The sequence below is a fragment of the Streptomyces sp. SS8 genome (assembly GCF_054072955.1).
Genome location: NZ_JBSVCZ010000002.1, coordinates 31,378 through 48,092, shown reverse-complemented (window position 1 = coordinate 48,092; position 16,715 = coordinate 31,378). Strand labels below are relative to the sequence as shown.

Below are 16,715 nucleotides of genomic sequence, written 5' to 3'. Positions count from 1 at the left end.
GCGGTTCACGGGTTTCCGCGACCCGTCCGGCCGGACCCCCGCCGAACGGCGCCGGGGGTCCGGCTGTGCGAGGATCGGGGGGTTCCGAAAGTGCAGACGGAAGGTAGACCGTGGCCGAGCAGCTCTACGCCACCCTGAGGACCAACCAGGGCGACATCACCATCCGGCTCTTCCCGGACCATGCGCCGAAGACGGTCAGGAACTTCGTCGAACTCGCCGAGGGCAAGCGCGAGTGGACCCACCCGGCCACCGGGAAGAAGTCCACGGACCGGCTGTACGACGGCACGGTCTTCCACCGGGTGATCAGCGGCTTCATGATCCAGGGCGGCGACCCGCTGGGCAACGGCACCGGCGGCCCGGGCTACGAGTTCGGTGACGAGTTCCACCCGGACCTGGCCTTCAACAAGCCGTACCTGCTGGCGATGGCCAACGCCGGCCCGGGCACCAACGGGTCGCAGTTCTTCATCACCGTCGCCCCGACGGCCTGGCTGACCGGCAAGCACACCATCTTCGGCGAGGTCGCCGACGAGGCGGGGCAGCGGGTCGTCGACGCCATCGCGGCCGCCCCGACCAACCAGCGCACCGACCGTCCGCTGCAGGACGTCGTGATCGAGTCGGTGGTCGTCGAGAAGCGCTGAGAAGCGCCGGGAAGTGCCGGTCGGCGCCGGGAAGTGCCGACCGGAGCCCGGCCGCCGGGAGCCCGGCCCCGTGCGCGCCGCGCGGCCGGGCCGTCCGACGGGAACCCGCCGCCTTCTTCGTCCGTAGGACGGAGGGGGCGGTGTTCTCCGTCTCCGTGGGTATGCCACCGCCGTGGGCGGGGTGTGCCGTGTCCGTCGTGAGGGGGCGTTGAGGTGGCCATGGAGGAGCAGCAGGACGGTGGGCGGTCGGCGATGCCGCGCTGCTACCGGCACCCGGACCGGGAGACCGGCATCTCCTGCGCCCGCTGCGACCGGCCGATCTGCCCCGAGTGCATGATCCCGGCCTCGGTCGGCTACCAGTGCCCCGAGTGCGTGCGCGGCGGTTCCGGTGCGGGCCGCACCGGGGGCGACGCCCGGCCGCGCACCCTGGCGGGCGGCACCGTCGCCGCCGACCAGCGCCTGGTCACCAAGGTGCTGCTGGGGATCAACGTGGCGGTGTTCTTCGCCGTGCTCGCGGCCGACGACCGCTCACTGCTCGGCGCGCTGACGATGCTGGGCTACGCCTACGATCCGGCGGCGGCCGACTGGGCCGGGGTCGCGGACGGCGAGTGGCACCGCATGCTGACCTCCGCCTTCCTGCACCAGGAGATCTGGCACATCGGCTTCAACATGCTGGCGCTGTGGTGGCTCGGGCCGCAGCTGGAGGCGGCGCTGGGCCGCTGGCGCTTCCTGGCGCTGTATCTGCTGTCCGCGCTGGGCGGCAGCGCGCTGACGTATCTGCTGGCCGCGCAGAACCAGGAGTCGCTGGGCGCCTCGGGCGCGATCTACGGGCTGTTCGGCGCCACCGCCGTGCTGGTGCGGCGGATGCGGTACGACATGCGTCCCATCCTGGTGCTGCTGGCGATCAACCTGTTCATCACCTTCAGGCTTCCGAACATCGCCTGGGAGGCGCACATCGGCGGCCTGGCGGTGGGGGCGGTCATCGCCTACGCGATGGTGTACGCCCCGCGCGCCCGGCGCGCGCTGGTGCAGTACGGGACGATGGCCGCGGTGCTGCTGGCGATCGCGGTCGTCTGCGTGATCCGCACGGTGGAACTGCTCGGCCGCTGACCGGCGGCCACCGACCGGCGGCCGTCGACGAGCCGCCTGCTGCGCACGAAGCTGTGGCCAGAGGTTATCCACAGCAGGTGACCGATCTTGTGCACGGTGTGGGCGGCCGTCGGTGCGGGAGCCCGGCGGCCGCGCGCATGCGCGTTTCCCCAGGGTGACGAGGGTCGGACCCACTCGTCTACCGAGGGTCACCGGTCATAACGACAGACAGGCTGAAGAAGTTATCCACAGATCTTCTGAAGTTTTCCCAGGGCTGTGGAAGACCTGTGGATAACGCTGCCCCGGAGTGGATCCGGCCCGGTCGCGGCCGGGTGCGGCGGGTCGTGGCGGGATGCGGCGGGGGGGGGTGTGGAGACGGCTACTTCCACTGTGTGGAGACGACGAACCCCGCCGCGATGAAGCCGAAGCCCACCACGATGTTCCAGTTGCCGAGCGACTGGACCGGCAGATCACCCGTCGTCACATAGAAGACGACGATCCATGCGAGTCCGATCAGGAACAGCGCCAGCATCAGCGGCGCGACCCAGCTCCGCCCCGTGGTGAGGCTGATGTTCGCGGCCTTCTTCGCCGGCGGCGGCGTGAACTCGTCCTTCTTGCGGATCCGTGACTTCGGCACGAGGGACTCTCCTGTCGATGCGCTGCGTGACCGCGCGGGCCTGTCCGTGATGGCCCTTCCCCGGCGGCCGGAGCCCGGTTCGGGATCCGGAGGGGGCCGGGGAGGGGACGATTCCTGATTCCGCTAGCGTAGTACTTCCGCGTGCCGGAGGGAGACAAGGGTAAGGTGACCAATTCCCGCTTCCGGCCCGTCCGGCTCGCCACGGCGGGCGTCTTCGCCCTCGCCGGCTTCCTCTTCTGGGTCAGTTTCAACACCGCCCAGGGCACCGACCTGCGCACCGACGACTCGATGCTGCGGCTGTCCGACCTCATCGAGGCCCGCAGCGACGGCAACGAGGCGCTGAACGAGTCCGTGGGAGCCCTGCGCCGGGAGGTCGACGCCCTCGCCCGGCGCGACAGCGGCGGCACGGAGAGCGAGAAACGCGTCTTCGAGGAGCTGGAGCGGACCGCGGGGACGAAGAAGCTCTCCGGATCCGGCCTCACCGTCACCCTCGACGACGCCCCGCCCGACGCCACCGCCCGCATGCCCGGCATCCCCGAGCCCCAGCCCAACGACCTCGTCGTCCACCAGCAGGACCTCCAGGCCGTGGTCAACGCGCTGTGGGCGGGCGGGGCCGAGGGCATGAAGGTCATGGACCAGCGGCTGATCTCCACCAGCGCGGTGCGCTGCGTGGGCAACACCCTGATCCTCCAGGGCCGCCTGTACTCCCCGCCGTACACCATCACCGCCGTCGGCGACCCCGGCCGGATGCGCGAGGCGCTGGACGCAGCCCCCGCCGTCCGCAACTACCGGGAGTACGTCGACGCCTACGGTCTGGGCTGGTCGGTCGACGAGCACGGCGAGGTGACCCTCCCCGGCTACTCGGGCTCGGTCGACCTGACCCGGAGCACGCCGGTGGGCTAGGAGGCCGGTGGGCTGGGCGGTCGGCGGCGGCCGGACCGCGGGTGGCCTGTGACGCATTGCGGGACTTGTGCCTCCCGCCGGGCCCGCGTACCCGTACTCTGGTTGCGCGAGTAACAGAAGGGACGGCTACACGGCATGTACGGCTGGATCTGGCGGCATCTGCCGGGCAACACGCTCGTACGGGCGCTGCTCTCGCTCGTGCTGGCCCTGGCGGTTGTCTACGTTCTCTTCCAGTACGTCTTCCCCTGGGCGGAGCCCCTGCTCCCGTTCAGCGACGTGACGGTCGACGAGGGCCGGGCCGGATCGGGGCAGGGACGATGAGCGCGCGCATCCTGGTCGTCGACAACTACGACAGCTTCGTCTTCAACCTCGTCCAGTACCTCTACCAGCTCGGCGCCGAGTGCGAGGTGCTCCGCAACGACGAGGTCCGCCCCGAGCACGCGCGGGACTCCTTCGACGGCGTGCTGCTCTCCCCCGGGCCGGGCACGCCCGAGGAGGCCGGGGTCTGCGTCGAGATGGTCCGGCACTGCGCCGCGAGCGGTGTGCCGGTCTTCGGTGTCTGCCTGGGCATGCAGTCCATGGCCGTGGCCTACGGCGGTGTGGTGGACCGGGCGCCGGAGCTGCTGCACGGCAAGACGTCGCTGGTCAGCCATGGCGACGGCGGTGTCTTCGCCGGGCTGCCCTCCCCCTTCACCGCCACCCGGTACCACTCGCTCGCCGTCGAGCCCGCCACCGTCCCGGCGGAGCTGGAGGTCACCGCGTGGACGGAGACGGGCGTGGTCATGGGGCTGCGTCACCGCGAACTACCCGTTGAAGGCGTGCAGTTCCACCCCGAGTCGGTGCTCACCGAGTGGGGCCATCTGATGCTCGCCAACTGGCTCGCGGAGTGCGGTGACACCGGCGCCGTGGAGCGCTCGCGGGGGTTGACCCCCGTGGTCGGGGCGTGACGGCCCTGCGTCCGGAGGGCACCCACGGGGCTGACCCGCTCGCCGGGCGCCACCGGGCCGGCCCGCCCGCCGACGCCTACACCCACCCCGACGCCTATGCCGACGCCTATGCCGAGCAGGTCGAACAGCAGGCCTTCGAGGCCGCGGTGGGGCGGCTCGCCGATCCGCTGAACGATCCGCTGCCGGGGCAGGAGCCGGTGCGGGGGGAGGGGCGGACGCAGGCGTACGCGCCCCACGCCGGACCGTACGCGCCCGGCGCGGGCCCGCACCCGGAGGCTTACCGGTCGGCCGCCCCCGGGCCGGCTCCCGTACCCGGGCCGGCCCCGGCCCTCGACGACGAGACGGTGGCGCTGCGGCAGGCGCATCTCCCGGCGGACGAGACGATGGCGCTGCGCCGGGTGGCGGCCCCGTCCCCGGCGCCGCACGAGGAGTCCCCCGCCTCCGGGCCCGGAGACGAGTCCGCCCCGGAGACCGGCGCGCCCCGGCCCGGCGGCCGTGCCGCCCGCCGCCGCGCGGCACGGGCGAGCCGGGAGAGCCCGATGGTGGTCGCCAGCCGGGTCCTCGGAGAGCTGTTCATCACCCTCGGCGTGGTGATGCTGCTGTTCGTCTCCTACCAGCTGTGGTGGACGAACGTGATCGCCAACCACCAGGCGGGCGACGAGGCGAAGAAGCTGGAGCAGCGCTGGGGCGAGAAGGGGGACGAGGACAGCCGCGACCCCGGTGCCTTCTCCGCGGGCGAGGGGTTCGCGATCATGCACATCCCCAAGCTGGACGTGAAGGTGCCCGTCGCCGAGGGGGTGGACGAGGACGGCGTCCTCGACCGCGGCATGGTCGGCCACTACGCCGAGGAGCCTCTGAAGACGGCGATGCCCTGGGACGAGGAGGGCAACTTCGCGGTGGCCGGGCACCGCAACACCCACGGCGAGCCGTTCCGCTACGTCAACAAGCTCGACCCGGGCGACCCGATCGTGGTGGAGACCAAGGACACCTACTACGTCTACGAGATGGCCAACCGTCTCGACTCCACCCTGCCCTCGAACGTCGGTGTCATCGACCCCGTCCCCGAGGGATCGGGGTTCACCGAGCCGGGGCGGTACATCACCCTGACCACCTGCACGCCCGAGTTCACCTCGAAGTACCGGATGATCGTCTGGGGGAAGCTGGCCGAGGAGCGTCCGCGCAGTGAGGGGAAGCCGGACGCTCTCGTCCGATAACCTGCGCACAGGAACTGCGGAGGGGAACGGGCGGTGCGTCGGGTGGCAGTGATCGACCAGGACAACGGTTCGCGGGCGGAACCGCCCCCCGCACCCCGCCGCCGGCGCCCGCGGCTCGCCGCCGTCGTCAGCCTGCTGGGTGAACTGCTGATCACCGCCGGTGTGGTGCTGGGCCTCTTCGTCGCCTACTCGCTGTGGTGGACGAACGTGCTCGCCAACCGCGAGGCCGAGCGCGACGGCAACGAGGTGCGCGAGAGCTGGGCGAAGGACGGGCCGGGCGGCGAGGAGAAGAAGGAGTACGAGGGCGGGGACGGCGTCGGCTTCCTCCATGTGCCGTCCATGGGCGGCGAGGTGCTGATCAAGAAGGGCACCGACACCGAGGAGCTGAACAAGGGCGTCGCCGGCTACTACACCGAGCCCGTGGAGGCCGCGCCGCCGTGGGAGGGCGAGGGGAACTTCTCGCTGGCCGCGCACCGCGACGGCCACGGCGCCAAGTTCCACGACATCCACAAGATCGCCAAGGGCGACCCGATCGTGGTGGAGACCGAGGACACCTGGTACGTCTACAAGGTCTACGAGACGCTCCCCAAGACCTCCAAGTACAACGTCGGCGTACTGGCGGACATCCCCGAGGAGTCCGGGAAGAAGAAGTCCGGCCGGTACATCACCCTGACGACCTGCACCCCCATCCTCACCTCCGACTACCGCTACATCGTCTGGGGCGAGCTGGTGCGCACCGAGAGGGTGGACGAGGAGCGCACCCCGCCGAAGGAGCTGCGCTGAGCGGTGCGCGCTGACCGGCAGGGGCCGACCGGTACCGACCGGTACCGACCGGTACGCGCCGAGCGGCGGTTGAGCGGCGGGATCCGGCCGCCGCGCGTACCGCCCGCGGCACCCCGGACCCGCCCGCCGGGGACGGGGACGGAAGGCCCGAGGGCCCCGACCGGTCGCTTCCGGTCGGGGCCCTCGGCTGTGCACCGCGTGCGTACGGGCCTCGTGGGCGCCCCGCGGGATCAGTCGTCCCCGCCGGTCATCCCCTCGATGAAGCCTCCGCCTCCGCCGCCCGGCCTGCCGTTCCCGCCGTCTCCGCCGCCGAAGGTGCGCACGGTGACCGTCTCGCCCTTCTTCAGCTGGGTGCCGGCGGGCGGGTCGGTGGTGAGGACGACGGCGTTGTCGTCGCCCGGACCCGACACGTTGACGTTGAAGCCGGCGTCCTGGAGCGTCTTGCGGGCGTCCTTGAGCGGCGTGCCGGCGGCGATGGCGGGGACGGCCACCTGCTCCTCGGCGGGTGCCTTGGCCACGATCAGGGTGATGGGGGTGTCCGCCTCGACCTTCTGGTTCCCCGGGGGGTCCTGCTTGAGGACCGTGTTCGGAGGCTGCTCCTCGTTCTCCTGCTCGGCGCGCGAGATGTTGGTGAAGCCCGCGTCCTGGAGCTGCTTCCTGGCCGCCTCGTAGTCCTGTCCGACGACGGGCGGCAGGGTCGGCCGCGGGTCCTCCGTGGCCACCGTGATGGTGACGGTGGTGCCCGGTTTGGCGCTCTCGCCGCTGCCCGGGTCCTGCTCGGTGACGGTGCCGGCCGGCTGCTCCGAGACCTCGGTCTCGCGCTTGACCTCGAAGCCCGCCTCCTTCAGCTCCCGCTCGGCGTCGTCCGCCGTCTCGCCGACGACGTCGGGGACCTCGACCTCGCTGGGGCCCTTGGACATGATCAGGGTGATCGTCTCACCCTCCTCGACCTCGGTGCCGGCCGCCGGGTCGGTCCTGCAGACGGTGTCCTTCTCCTCCTCGCAGAACTCGCCGGCGCCCTTGGCGACCTCGAGTCTGGAGTTGACCGCCTTCTGCTCGGCCTCCTCGAAGGTGTCCCCGATCATGTTCGGCACCTTCGGGTTGTTGTCGGTGGGACTGAAGATCACCTTGCCGATGAACACCGCGCCGACCAGCACCAGGATGCCGCCGAGGACCAGCAGGACCGTGGAGAGCCGGTTCCGCCCCCCGCCGCCGCGCCGCCGGTCGGGCCGCTCGTCGTAGCCGTAGCCGCCGTCGTCCTCGCGCATCGGCGGCAGCATCGAGGTCTGGGCGGACGCCGGGGCCGCGGCGCGCAGGGCGGTGGTGGGCTGGTCGTCGGGGTGGTAGCCGCCGCCCGCGCCGTAGCCGGCCGCGCCCATGGCCGCCGCGGCGCCGACCGGCTGGCCATCGAGGGCCGCCTCGATGTCGGCGCGCATCTCGTCGGCGGACTGGTAGCGGTAGTCCGGGTCCTTCATCAGCGCCTTGAGGACGATGGCGTCCATCTCGGGCCTGATCTCGGGATCGAAGGAGCTGGGCGCCTGCGGTTCCTCGCGCACATGCTGGTAGGCCACCGCGACGGGGGAGTCCCCGACGAACGGCGGCCGCACCGTCAGCAGCTCGTACAGCAGGCAGCCGGTGGAGTACAGGTCGGAGCGGGCGTCGACCGTCTCGCCCTTGGCCTGCTCCGGGGAGAGGTACTGGGCGGTGCCGATGACGGCGGCGGTCTGGGTCATGGTCATGCCGGAGTCGCCCATGGCGCGGGCGATGCCGAAGTCCATCACCTTGACCTGCCCGGTGCGCGTCAGCATGACGTTGGCGGGCTTGATGTCGCGGTGGACGATGCCGTTGCGGTGCGAGTACTCCAGCGCCTGGAGGATGCCGACGCACATCTCCAGGGAGCGCTCGGGCAGCAGCTTGCGCCCGGAGTGCAGCAGCTCGCGCAGGGTCGAGCCGTCCACGTACTCCATGACGATGTACGGGATGGAGATCCCGTCGACGTAGTCCTCGCCGGTGTCGTAGACGGCGACGATCGCCGGGTGGTTGAGCGAGGCGGCGGACTGGGCCTCACGGCGGAAGCGGGCCTGGAACGTGGGGTCGCGCGCGAGGTCCACCCGGAGGGTCTTCACCGCGACGGTGCGCCCCAGGCGGGTGTCATGGGCGAGGTACACCTCGGCCATACCACCCCGGCCGAGCACCGAGCCCAGCTCGTACCGGCCGCCGAGGCGACGCGGCTCTTCCATAGTCTCCAGCCCTCTCCGTGCGTCCTGACCGTCTCCCTGCGCGGTCCGGCGGTGCTGCTCGGCATACGGTACCCGGACCGTGTGGCGGGCCGGGATGCCACCGCTGATGCGACCGTCGGCGTGACCGGTGCCTCCCGGTCACCTCTTGCCGTCGAGAGCCGCCTCCATCATGGCCCTGGCCACCGGGGCGGCCAGCTTGCTGCCCGCGATGTCGTCGCGGAGGACGTCGGCGCTCTCGACGACGACCGCGACGGCGATCGGGGTCGAGCCGTCGGAGGTCTTGGCGTACGAGATGAACCACGCGTACGGGTTCTTCTCGTTGTTCTCGCCGTGCTGAGCGGTACCGGTCTTGCCGCCCACTGTGACGCCGTCGATCTGCGCGGGGGTTCCCGTGCCCTTCTCGACGACCGTCTCCATCATCTGCTGGAGCTTCTGGGCGTTCTCCGCCGAGGCGACCTCGCCCATCTCCCGGGGCTTGTGCTCCTCGACGACGTTGAGGTTCGGCGCGATGAGCTGGTCCATCATGTACGGCTCCATCATCTTGCCGTCGTTGGCGACGGCGGCGGCGACCATGGCCATCTGGAGCGGGGTGGCGCGGTTGGACGCCTGGCCGATGCCGGCCATGGCGTTCTGCGGCCGGTTGTCCTCGGGGTAGACGGACTCGGCGGCGCGGACCGGGACGAAGTACTCCTGGTTGAAGCCGAACCGCTCGGAGTACTCGATCATCTTCTCGTTGCCGAGCTCGTCGCTGATCTTGGCGAAGACGGTGTTGCACGACCACTGCATGGCCACCCGCAGCGAGGCGTCCTCACAGGGGTGGTCGCCGTCGTTGCCCAGGTCGGTGGTGCTCTGCGGCAGCCGGTACGGGTCCGGGGTGTCGGTCTTCTCGTCGATGTCGTACATGCCGCTCTCCAGCGCCGCGGCGGCGGTGACGACCTTGAACGTCGAGCCGGGCGGGTAGGTCTGGCGCAGCGCCCGGTTGAGCATCGGCTCGTCCTCGTCCTTCAGCAGGCCGTTCCACTTCTCCGCGTCCTTGGAGGAGTTCCCCGCGAAGGAGGACGGGTCGTAGGAAGGGGTGCTGACCAGGCCCAGGATCGCGCCCGTCTCGGGGTTGATCGCGACGGCCGCGCCCTTCTTGTCGCCCATCTCCTCGAAGCCGGCCTTCTGGACCTTCGCGTCCAGCGTCGTGACGACGTTGCCGCCCTTCTGGTCCTCGCCGGTGAGCATGTCGATGGTCTGGTTGAAGAACAGCCGGTCGTCGTCGCCGGTGAGGATGCCGTCGTAGATGGACTCGAGCTGGGTGGCCCCGAAGGCCTGGGAGGCGTAGCCGGTCACCGGGGCCCAGATCTCGCCGTTCTTGTACGTCCGCTTGTACTTGAAGTCGGTGCCCTCGGTCGCCTTCGAGCCGGTGATGGCCTTGCCGTCGACGATGATGTTGCCGCGTGGCTGGGCGTACCGCTCGATGGCGACACGGCGGTTCTTCGGGTCGTTCCTCAGCTCGTCACCCTGGGCGAACTGGATCCAGTTCCCCCGGATCATCAGGGCGATCATGAGAAGGCCGCAGAAGATGGCGACACGGCGCAGGGGCTTGTTCACGATCGGACCACCTGGGTCATCTCGGCATCGGGTGAGGGCGCGGGTGCGGGCGCGGGACGCCGGGCGGTGTCACTGATCTTCAACAGGATCGCCACCAGCGCCCAGTTGGAGATGACGGACGAGCCGCCCTGCGCCATGAAGGGCATGGTCATACCGGTCAGCGGGATCAGGGCCATCACACCGCCGGCCACCACGAAGACCTGGATGGCGAAAGCCGCGGACAGCCCGACGGCCAGCAGCTTGCCGAACGGGTCGCGGGCGGCCAGGGCGGTGCGGATGCCGCGCTCGACCAGCAGGCCGTACAGCAGCAGTATCGCCATGACGCCGGTCAGCCCCAGCTCCTCGCCGACGGTGGCGAAGATGTAGTCGCTCTTGGCGGCGAAGCCGATCAGGTCCGAGTGGCCCTGCCCCAGACCGGCACCGAGCATCCCTCCCGAGCCGAAGGCCCACATGGCGGCCGCGGGCTGGTTTACCTGGCCGGTCTCGCGGACGGTGTGGAACGGGTCGAGCCAGTCCTCGACACGGCTCTGCACATGGGACTCGAAGCTGGCCACGGCCACGGCGCCGACGACGGCCAGGGTGAGGCCGAAGAGGATCCAGCTGGTGCGCTCGGTGGCCACGTAGAGCATCACCACGAAGAGGCCGAAGAAGAGCAGCGAGGTGCCCAGGTCGGTCTCGAAGACCAGGATGAGCACGCTCAGGGCCCAGATCACCAGGATCGGGCCCAGGTCGCGGCCGCGCGGCAGGTACAGGCCCAGGAAGCGGCGGCTGGCCAGCGCCAGGGCGTCCCGCTTGACCATCAGGTAACCCGCGAAGAAGACCGCGATGATGATCTTGGCGAACTCGCCGGGCTGGATGGACATCCCGCCGATGGTGATCCAGATCTTCGCGCCGTAGACCGCCGGGAAGAACATCGGCAGGATCAGCAGGATCAGCGCGACGACCATGGAGATGTAGGTGTAGCGCTGCAGGATGCGGTGGTCCTTGAGGAAGACCAGCACCGCCAGGAAGAGCGCTATCCCCAGCGCGGACCACATCAGCTGGTTGGGCGCGGCGATCCCGTCCCCGCGCAGGGCGAGTCTCTCCGACTGGTCGAGCCGCCAGATCAGCACCAGCCCCAGCCCGTTGAGGAGCGTGGCGATCGGCAGCATCAGCGGGTCGGCGTACGGCGCGAACCTGCGCACCACCAGATGGGCCACGCCGGCCATCAGACCGAGGCCGAGGCCGTAGCCGAGCATGCCCGCGGGCATCTCGCCGTTGATGGCCAGGCCCACGTTGGCGTAGGCGAACACCGGGATCAGCACGGCGAAGACGAGCATCGCCAGCTCGGTGTTGCGGCGGCTGGGCAGGCCTCCGGGGGAGATCGTCGTGTTGCTGCCGGTGGTCCCGGTGGCTTGACTGGTGCTCATGGCGTGCGGCCCCCTATGACGTGGTGCACTGCTTGGCGAGCCTCTGCTGCTCCTCCGGAAGGGTGGGGCCGGGGGTGGGAGCGGTCGGGCTCTTGAGGCTGGCGGTGGCGGCGGAGTTGAGGGAATCGGGAGAGGACGTGGCCGGGTCGGGGGAGGCGGACGGCTCGGAGCGCTCGCCGGTCCCCGCGCCCTCGCGGGCGGAGCCGTTCTTGTCGGCCTTCCCGGCCTCCGCCTCCGCGCGCTCCTTGGCCTTGCGCTGGGCGGCGACGATCTCGCAGACCTCGGCCTGCTCCGCCAGCTTCTCCAGCTGGCTCTCGGCCTGGGCGAGGCTGTCCATGGAGATTCCGGCCTCGACCTCGTTGCGCTGGTAGGTCGGAAGGTACTTGAGTTCGACCGACGAACTCCGCTCGACCTCGCTGAGCCGGATCCAGGCCAGCTTCTGGCTGATGCCGCGGTAGATCGCGACGCGGTCGCCGTCGGCCCCGACGTAGAACTGGGTCTGGGTCCATCTGTGGGCGCCGTAGAGGCCGCCGCCGAGCAGGCCGAGGACGAGCAGGGCGAGGAAGATCCGCTTCAGCCACCTGAACCGCTTGCGCGGCTTGGCGAAGTCGCCCTCGGCGTGGGCGCCGAACGCCCCGGCGGGCGGGGTGGCGCCACCGCTGCCGGGCGGGCCGAAGCTCCCCTGCGGTCCCTCGGGCGACTGCTGCTGGGGCACCCCGCCGCGGCCGAGCTCGGCGGCGCGGGCCGCCGGTGTCCGGAGGGCGCCGGGGTCGCCGAGCTGCTGCTGGTTCTCGGCGACGGCGCCGACGATGACCGGGGTGTCGTTGAGCCGGCCGGCGAGGGTGTCGTCGCCGACGTCCAGGACGTCCGCGACGATGCAGGTGATGTTGTCGGGGCCGCCGCCGCGCAGGGCGAGCTGGATCAGCTCCTGCACGGTCTCGTGCGGCTCCTGGTGGGCGGCGAGGGTCTCCTCCATCGTCTGGTGGCTGACGACGCCGGACAGGCCGTCGGAGCACAGCAGATAGCGGTCCCCGGCCCGCACCTCGCGGATGGACAGGTCCGGCTCCACGTGGTCGCCGCTGCCCAGCGCGCGCATCAGCAGGGAGCGCTGCGGGTGGGTGGTGGCCTCCTCCTCGGTGATCCGGCCCTCGTCCACCAGGCGCTGGACCCAGGTGTGGTCCTGGGTGATCTGGGTGAGCCGGCCGTCGCGCAGCAGGTACGCGCGGGAGTCGCCGACGTGCACCAGACCGAGCCGACGGCCCGTCCACAGCAGGGCGGTGAGCGTGGTGCCCATGCCCTCCAGCTGCGGGTCCTCCTCGACCATGACGCGCAGCTGCTCGTTGGCGCGCTGCACCGCCGTGCCCAGCGAGGTGAGCAGGTCGGAGCCGGGGACGTCGTCGTCCAGCTGCACGAGGATCGAGATCACCTCCGAGCTGGCGACCTCGCCGGCGGCCTGGCCGCCCATCCCGTCGGCGATCGCGAGCAGCCGGGGACCGGCGTAGCCGGAGTCCTCGTTGCCCTCGCGGATCATGCCTCTGTGCGATCCGGCGGCGAAGCGCAGTGACAGACTCATGCGCACCTCGCCCGTCGGCTCCGGGTACATCCGCACGGTGCCCACCCTCCGGTCGTCATGGTCGCGTTCACTACTTCCGCAGCTCGATGACCGTCTTGCCGATGCGGATCGGCGCACCGGGCGGGATCGGTGTCGGTGTGGTGAGCCGGGTCCGGTCCAGGTACGTGCCGTTGGTGGAGCCCAGGTCCTCGACGATCCACTGGCCGTCGCGGTCCGGGTAGATCCTGGCGTGGCGGCTGGAGGCGTAGTCGTCGTCCAGCACGATCGTCGAGTCGTGGGCCCGGCCGAGCGTGATGGTCTGGCCCTGGAGGGCCACGGTGGTGCCGGTGAGCGACCCCTCGGTCACCACCAGCTTGGTCGGGGCGCCGCGGCGCTGCCGCCCGCCGCGGGCCGCCTGCTGCGGGGCCTGGCGCGGCTGGGGAGGGCGCTGGGCCTCGGCGCGGCGGGCCGTGCGCTGGGTCACGCGGGTGCCGAAGAGGTCGCTCCTGATGACCTGCACGGTCACGATGACGAACAGCCACAGTACGGCGAGAAAACCCAACCGCATGACCGTCAGGGTCAGCTCTGACATTGCCCCCGCTTCACCCTTCGGCTTGCCGGTAAATGATCGTGGTGCTGCCCACGACGATGCGTGAGCCGTCGCGGAGCGTAGCGCGCGTGGTGTGCTGTCCGTCCACCACGATGCCGTTGGTGGAGCCCAGATCCTGGATCGTCGCCGGATTTCCGGCCCTGATCTCGCAGTGGCGCCGCGAGACGCCGGGATCGTCGATCCGCACGTCGGTCTCGGTGGAGCGGCCCAGCACCATGGTGGGGCGGGAGATCTGGTGGCGGGTGCCGTTGATCTCGATCCAGCGGCGGGTCCGGGCGGGCGGCACCGGAGCGCCGGGCGCGTGCCCGGGGGGCGGGCCGGCCGGCATGGGCGGCGGCCCGGCCGGGCGCTGCGGCGGGTACCCGTAGCCGCCCGGGGCTCCGGGGGCTCCAAGGGCTCCGGGGGCGTGTGCGGGAGGCGGTGCGCCTTGCGGGGACTGGTGCTGGGAGGAGCTGGAGGCGAGGGTTCGGCTGCGCACCCGGTACAGGCCGGTGTCGAGGTCGTCGGCCCGCTCCAGGCCCACCTTGACCGAGCCCATGAACGTGTAGCGCTGCTGCTTGGCGTACTCGCGCACCATGCCGGCCAGCTCGTCGCCGAGCTGCCCGGAGTAGGGGCTGAGGCGCTCGAAGTCCGGGGCGCTGAGCTGGACGACGAAGTCGTTGGGGACGACCGTCCGCTCCCGGTTCCAGATGGTGGCGTTGTTGTCGCACTCGCGCTGGAGGGCGCCCGCGATCTCGACGGGCTGCACCTCGGATTTGAACACCTTGGCGAAGGTGCCGTTGACGAGACCCTCGAGACGCTGCTCGAAGCGCTTCAGAACTCCCACGGTGCACCTCCTTCCCCGATGCCCACGGCTCTAGTGCGCCGGTCGCGGTCGCGCACGACGCGTTGCCTTCCGATACTGCTTACTGATCGTATCCACGCGCGGGGTGAACGGCTGGTTCCCCACCGGCGACCCGGCGCGCGGGTGTCAACCCTCACACGGATCGTAGAGGTGGCACGGGTCCAGTGTCCCAAACCGTGGTCGGTCGATACGGGTGTGAGACCACCCCGGACAGCGTGCTAATGTTCTGTGTGTCGCCAGGCGATCCCACCGGACCGGACGAGAGCAGTCCGGGGAGTGTGGGAGAATCAAAGCGGCAACACCCATGCGCGGGTGGCGGAATAGGCAGACGCGCTGGATTCAGGTTCCAGTGCCCGAAAGGGCGTGGGGGTTCAACTCCCCCCTCGCGCACAGAGAGCGAGCCTCTCACAGTGACGGAAGTCACCGTGAGGGGCTCGCTTCGTTTTCGGGTCCGGTCGCGGTTCCGGAAGCGGTCCGGGCGCCGCGGGTGTCCGGACCTCCGTCCGCTTCGGGGGCTGCCCGGCAGCGGGTGGAGGGGTACCTTCGAGTCCGCTGATCGTCGCGGTCGGCGCGGGTCGGCCCCGGCCGTTGCCGGCCCGCCGCCGCCCGCTGGTAAGTAGCAGGGGGTGGGGGCCGTGGACGAGCGGCTGCCGTATGTGCCGGGTTTCGCGGACCGCGGGAGCCTGCGGGCGCCGAAACGGGAGGGCAGGGCGCTGCGGGAGGCGGTGCCCAGGCGGGCGCACGCCGGGTTCCTCCAGGCGCCGGGGCGGCCGGACGCGGTGACGGCCGTGGAGGAGTCCAACCGGGGCCGGATCGGGGAGCTGGTGCCGATCCGGGTCGGCCGGATGGTCGCCTCTCCCTTCGCGTTTCTGCGCGGCTCCGCCGGGCTGATGGCGTACGACCTGGCGCACGGCACGCCCGCCACCGGCGTCGGCGCGCAGATCTGCGGTGACGCGCACGCCGCGAACTTCGGCGTCTACGGCGACGCCCGCGGCGGCCTGACCATCGATCTGAACGACTTCGACGAGACCGTGCGCGGCCCCTGGGAGTGGGACCTCAAGCGGCTGGCCGCCTCCCTGGTGCTGGCCGGGCGGGAGGCGGGGGCGGACGAGGACGTGTGCCGGACGGCGGCCCGCGACGCGGCCAGCGCCTACCGGCACACCCTGCGCCTGCTGGCGAGGATGCCGGCGGCCGACGCCTGGAACGCCGTCGCCGACGAGGAGCTCGTCTCGCATGCCGAGGCCCACGATCTGCTGGGCACCCTCCGGCGGGTCTCGGAGAAGGCCCGGCGCAACACCAGCGCGCGCTTCGCAGCCAAGTCCACCCGGGAGACCGGTGACGGCGGCCGGGTCTTCGTGGACGCCCCGCCGGTGCTGCGCAGGGCCTCCGACGAGGAGGCGGCGGCGGTGGCCGCCTCACTGGAGGAGTACCTGGGGACGCTGCCCGAGGACCGGCTGCCGCTGCTGGCGCGGTACGCGATCCACGACGTGGCGTTCCGGGTCGTGGGCACCGGGAGCGTGGGCACGCGCTCGTACGTGGTGCTGCTCCTGGACCACCGGGGCAAGCCGCTGGTGCTCCAGGTGAAGGAGGCGCGGCCGTCGGTACTGCGGCCGTACACGGCCCTGGCGGGTATCGCCGGGCCGGAGCCGGGGTCGGGGGCGGAATCGGGGCCGGTGCACGAGGGGTGCCGGGTGGTGCTGGGCCAGCGGCGCATGCAGGTGGTCTCCGACACGCTGCTGGGCTGGACGACGGTGCGGGGGCGGCCTTACCAGGTGAGGCAGTTCCGCAACCGCAAGGGCAGCGTGGACCCGGCGGCGCTGGGTGCCGGCGAGATCGACGACTACGCGCGGATGACCGGGGCCCTGCTGGCCCGTGCGCACTCCCACAGCGCCGATCCGCGGCTGCTGGCGGGGTACTGCGGCAAGTCGGAGGAGCTGGACGAGGCGGTGGCCGCCTTCGCGGTCGTCTACGCCGACCGTACCGAGAGGGACCACGCGGAGCTGGCGGCCGCGGTGCGCGCCGGGCGGCTGCCGGCCGAGCGGGAGGTGTGAGGGCGGGGGATGAGGCCGGGCCTGAGAGCTTGCGCGGAGACGGGAGCGCAGGCGGGTTGTGAGGGCGGGGCGCGAGGGCGGGGGATGAGGCCCGGGCCGGGGGAGCCGTAGGCTGGCCGGGTGACGCCGCCGTCCGGCCGGGGGACCCTCCCGGTGGCCGCGGCGCGAATCCCGGTCAGGGCCCGGTCAGAGGCCGGTCAGG

At 71.4% G+C, this 16,715-nt stretch carries 15 protein-coding genes and 1 tRNA gene; 9 read left to right on the top strand and 7 right to left on the bottom strand.

Annotated features, from left to right (window positions below; genetic code table 11):
• The first annotated feature begins 110 nt into the window (after positions 1–110).
• Positions 111–638 carry a peptidylprolyl isomerase gene (locus ACW69E_RS02095; RefSeq protein ID WP_457496442.1) on the top strand — a complete coding sequence of 176 codons (528 nt, stop codon included), beginning with the start codon at positions 111–113 and terminating at the stop codon, positions 636–638.
• Between the two features lie 219 nt (positions 639–857).
• Positions 858–1,748 carry a rhomboid family intramembrane serine protease gene (locus ACW69E_RS02090; RefSeq protein WP_457496441.1) on the top strand — a complete coding sequence of 297 codons (891 nt, stop codon included), beginning with the start codon at positions 858–860 and terminating at the stop codon, positions 1,746–1,748.
• Between the two features lie 358 nt (positions 1,749–2,106).
• Here ACW69E_RS02090 and crgA read toward each other — a convergent pair whose 3' ends face one another.
• The gene (crgA, locus tag ACW69E_RS02085) at positions 2,107–2,364 is read right to left on the bottom strand and encodes a cell division protein CrgA (protein ID WP_237881424.1); all 258 of its coding nucleotides are present in this window, start codon (positions 2,362–2,364) and stop codon (positions 2,107–2,109) included.
• A 165-nt stretch (positions 2,365–2,529) separates the two neighbouring features.
• Here crgA and ACW69E_RS02080 point away from each other — a divergent pair, with 165 nt between their 5' ends.
• From ACW69E_RS02080 to ACW69E_RS02060, 5 genes are all read left to right on the top strand, one after another.
• Positions 2,530–3,267, top strand: coding sequence for a DUF881 domain-containing protein (locus tag ACW69E_RS02080; protein WP_457496440.1), 738 nt, complete (start codon positions 2,530–2,532; stop codon positions 3,265–3,267).
• 135 nt (positions 3,268–3,402) lie between these two features.
• Complete coding sequence (locus tag ACW69E_RS02075) at positions 3,403–3,588, top strand: hypothetical protein (protein ID WP_206347339.1); 186 nt, start codon at positions 3,403–3,405, stop codon at positions 3,586–3,588.
• On the top strand, positions 3,585–4,214 hold the full coding sequence (locus ACW69E_RS02070; RefSeq protein ID WP_457496439.1) for an aminodeoxychorismate/anthranilate synthase component II: 630 nt from the start codon (positions 3,585–3,587) through the stop codon (positions 4,212–4,214). Before ACW69E_RS02075 ends, ACW69E_RS02070 begins: the two co-directional genes overlap by 4 nt.
• Positions 4,211–5,428, top strand: coding sequence for a class E sortase (locus tag ACW69E_RS02065; protein ID WP_457496438.1), 1,218 nt, complete (start codon positions 4,211–4,213; stop codon positions 5,426–5,428). The genes ACW69E_RS02070 and ACW69E_RS02065 overlap by 4 nt, the downstream gene beginning before the upstream one ends.
• Before the next feature lie 42 nt (positions 5,429–5,470).
• Complete coding sequence (locus ACW69E_RS02060) at positions 5,471–6,211, top strand: class E sortase (protein WP_457496437.1); 741 nt, start codon at positions 5,471–5,473, stop codon at positions 6,209–6,211.
• Positions 6,212–6,441: 230 nt separating this feature from the next.
• On the opposite strand, the gene pknB is transcribed toward ACW69E_RS02060, so the two are convergent.
• The 6 genes from pknB to ACW69E_RS02030 all read right to left on the bottom strand — a co-directional run bounded on the left by pknB (position 6,442) and on the right by ACW69E_RS02030 (position 14,444).
• Entirely contained in the window at positions 6,442–8,451 is a 2,010-nt protein-coding gene (pknB, locus tag ACW69E_RS02055; RefSeq protein WP_457496436.1) for a Stk1 family PASTA domain-containing Ser/Thr kinase, read from the bottom strand.
• Between the two features lie 138 nt (positions 8,452–8,589).
• Positions 8,590–10,047 carry a peptidoglycan D,D-transpeptidase FtsI family protein gene (locus ACW69E_RS02050; RefSeq protein ID WP_457496435.1) on the bottom strand — a complete coding sequence of 486 codons (1,458 nt, stop codon included), beginning with the start codon at positions 10,045–10,047 and terminating at the stop codon, positions 8,590–8,592.
• Entirely contained in the window at positions 10,044–11,456 is a 1,413-nt protein-coding gene (locus tag ACW69E_RS02045) for an FtsW/RodA/SpoVE family cell cycle protein (RefSeq protein ID WP_457496434.1), read from the bottom strand. Before ACW69E_RS02045 ends, ACW69E_RS02050 begins: the two co-directional genes overlap by 4 nt.
• A gap of 13 nt (positions 11,457–11,469) precedes the next feature.
• Positions 11,470–13,074: a Stp1/IreP family PP2C-type Ser/Thr phosphatase gene (locus tag ACW69E_RS02040; RefSeq protein WP_457496433.1), complete on the bottom strand. Its 1,605-nt coding sequence runs from the start codon at positions 13,072–13,074 to the stop codon at positions 11,470–11,472.
• A 25-nt stretch (positions 13,075–13,099) separates the two neighbouring features.
• Positions 13,100–13,600, bottom strand: a complete 501-nt coding sequence (locus ACW69E_RS02035) for an FHA domain-containing protein FhaB/FipA (protein ID WP_093851012.1) — start codon at positions 13,598–13,600, stop codon at positions 13,100–13,102.
• Between the two features lie 10 nt (positions 13,601–13,610).
• The gene (locus tag ACW69E_RS02030; protein WP_457496432.1) at positions 13,611–14,444 is read right to left on the bottom strand and encodes an FhaA domain-containing protein; all 834 of its coding nucleotides are present in this window, start codon (positions 14,442–14,444) and stop codon (positions 13,611–13,613) included.
• A 324-nt stretch (positions 14,445–14,768) separates the two neighbouring features.
• Between ACW69E_RS02030 and ACW69E_RS02025 the strand changes: the two genes are divergently transcribed.
• Together ACW69E_RS02025 and ACW69E_RS02020 are read left to right on the top strand one after the other, a co-directional pair.
• Positions 14,769–14,852: transfer RNA gene (locus tag ACW69E_RS02025), tRNA-Leu, on the top strand.
• A gap of 236 nt (positions 14,853–15,088) precedes the next feature.
• Positions 15,089–16,513: a DUF2252 domain-containing protein gene (locus ACW69E_RS02020; RefSeq protein ID WP_457496431.1), complete on the top strand. Its 1,425-nt coding sequence runs from the start codon at positions 15,089–15,091 to the stop codon at positions 16,511–16,513.
• Positions 16,514–16,715 lie beyond the last annotated feature (202 nt).

Excerpts from the sequence above, each read along its gene's own strand:
- ACW69E_RS02090 (WP_457496441.1), top strand. The coding sequence starts at position 858 with ATGGAGGAGCAGCAGGACGGTGGGCGGTCGGCGATGCCGCGCTGCTAC.
- ACW69E_RS02075 (WP_206347339.1), top strand. The coding sequence starts at position 3,403 with ATGTACGGCTGGATCTGGCGGCATCTGCCGGGCAACACGCTCGTACGG.
- ACW69E_RS02070 (WP_457496439.1), top strand. The coding sequence starts at position 3,585 with ATGAGCGCGCGCATCCTGGTCGTCGACAACTACGACAGCTTCGTCTTC.
- pknB (WP_457496436.1), bottom strand. The coding sequence starts at position 8,451 with ATGGAAGAGCCGCGTCGCCTCGGCGGCCGGTACGAGCTGGGCTCGGTG.
- ACW69E_RS02045 (WP_457496434.1), bottom strand. The coding sequence starts at position 11,456 with ATGAGCACCAGTCAAGCCACCGGGACCACCGGCAGCAACACGACGATC.
- ACW69E_RS02035 (WP_093851012.1), bottom strand. The coding sequence starts at position 13,600 with ATGTCAGAGCTGACCCTGACGGTCATGCGGTTGGGTTTTCTCGCCGTA.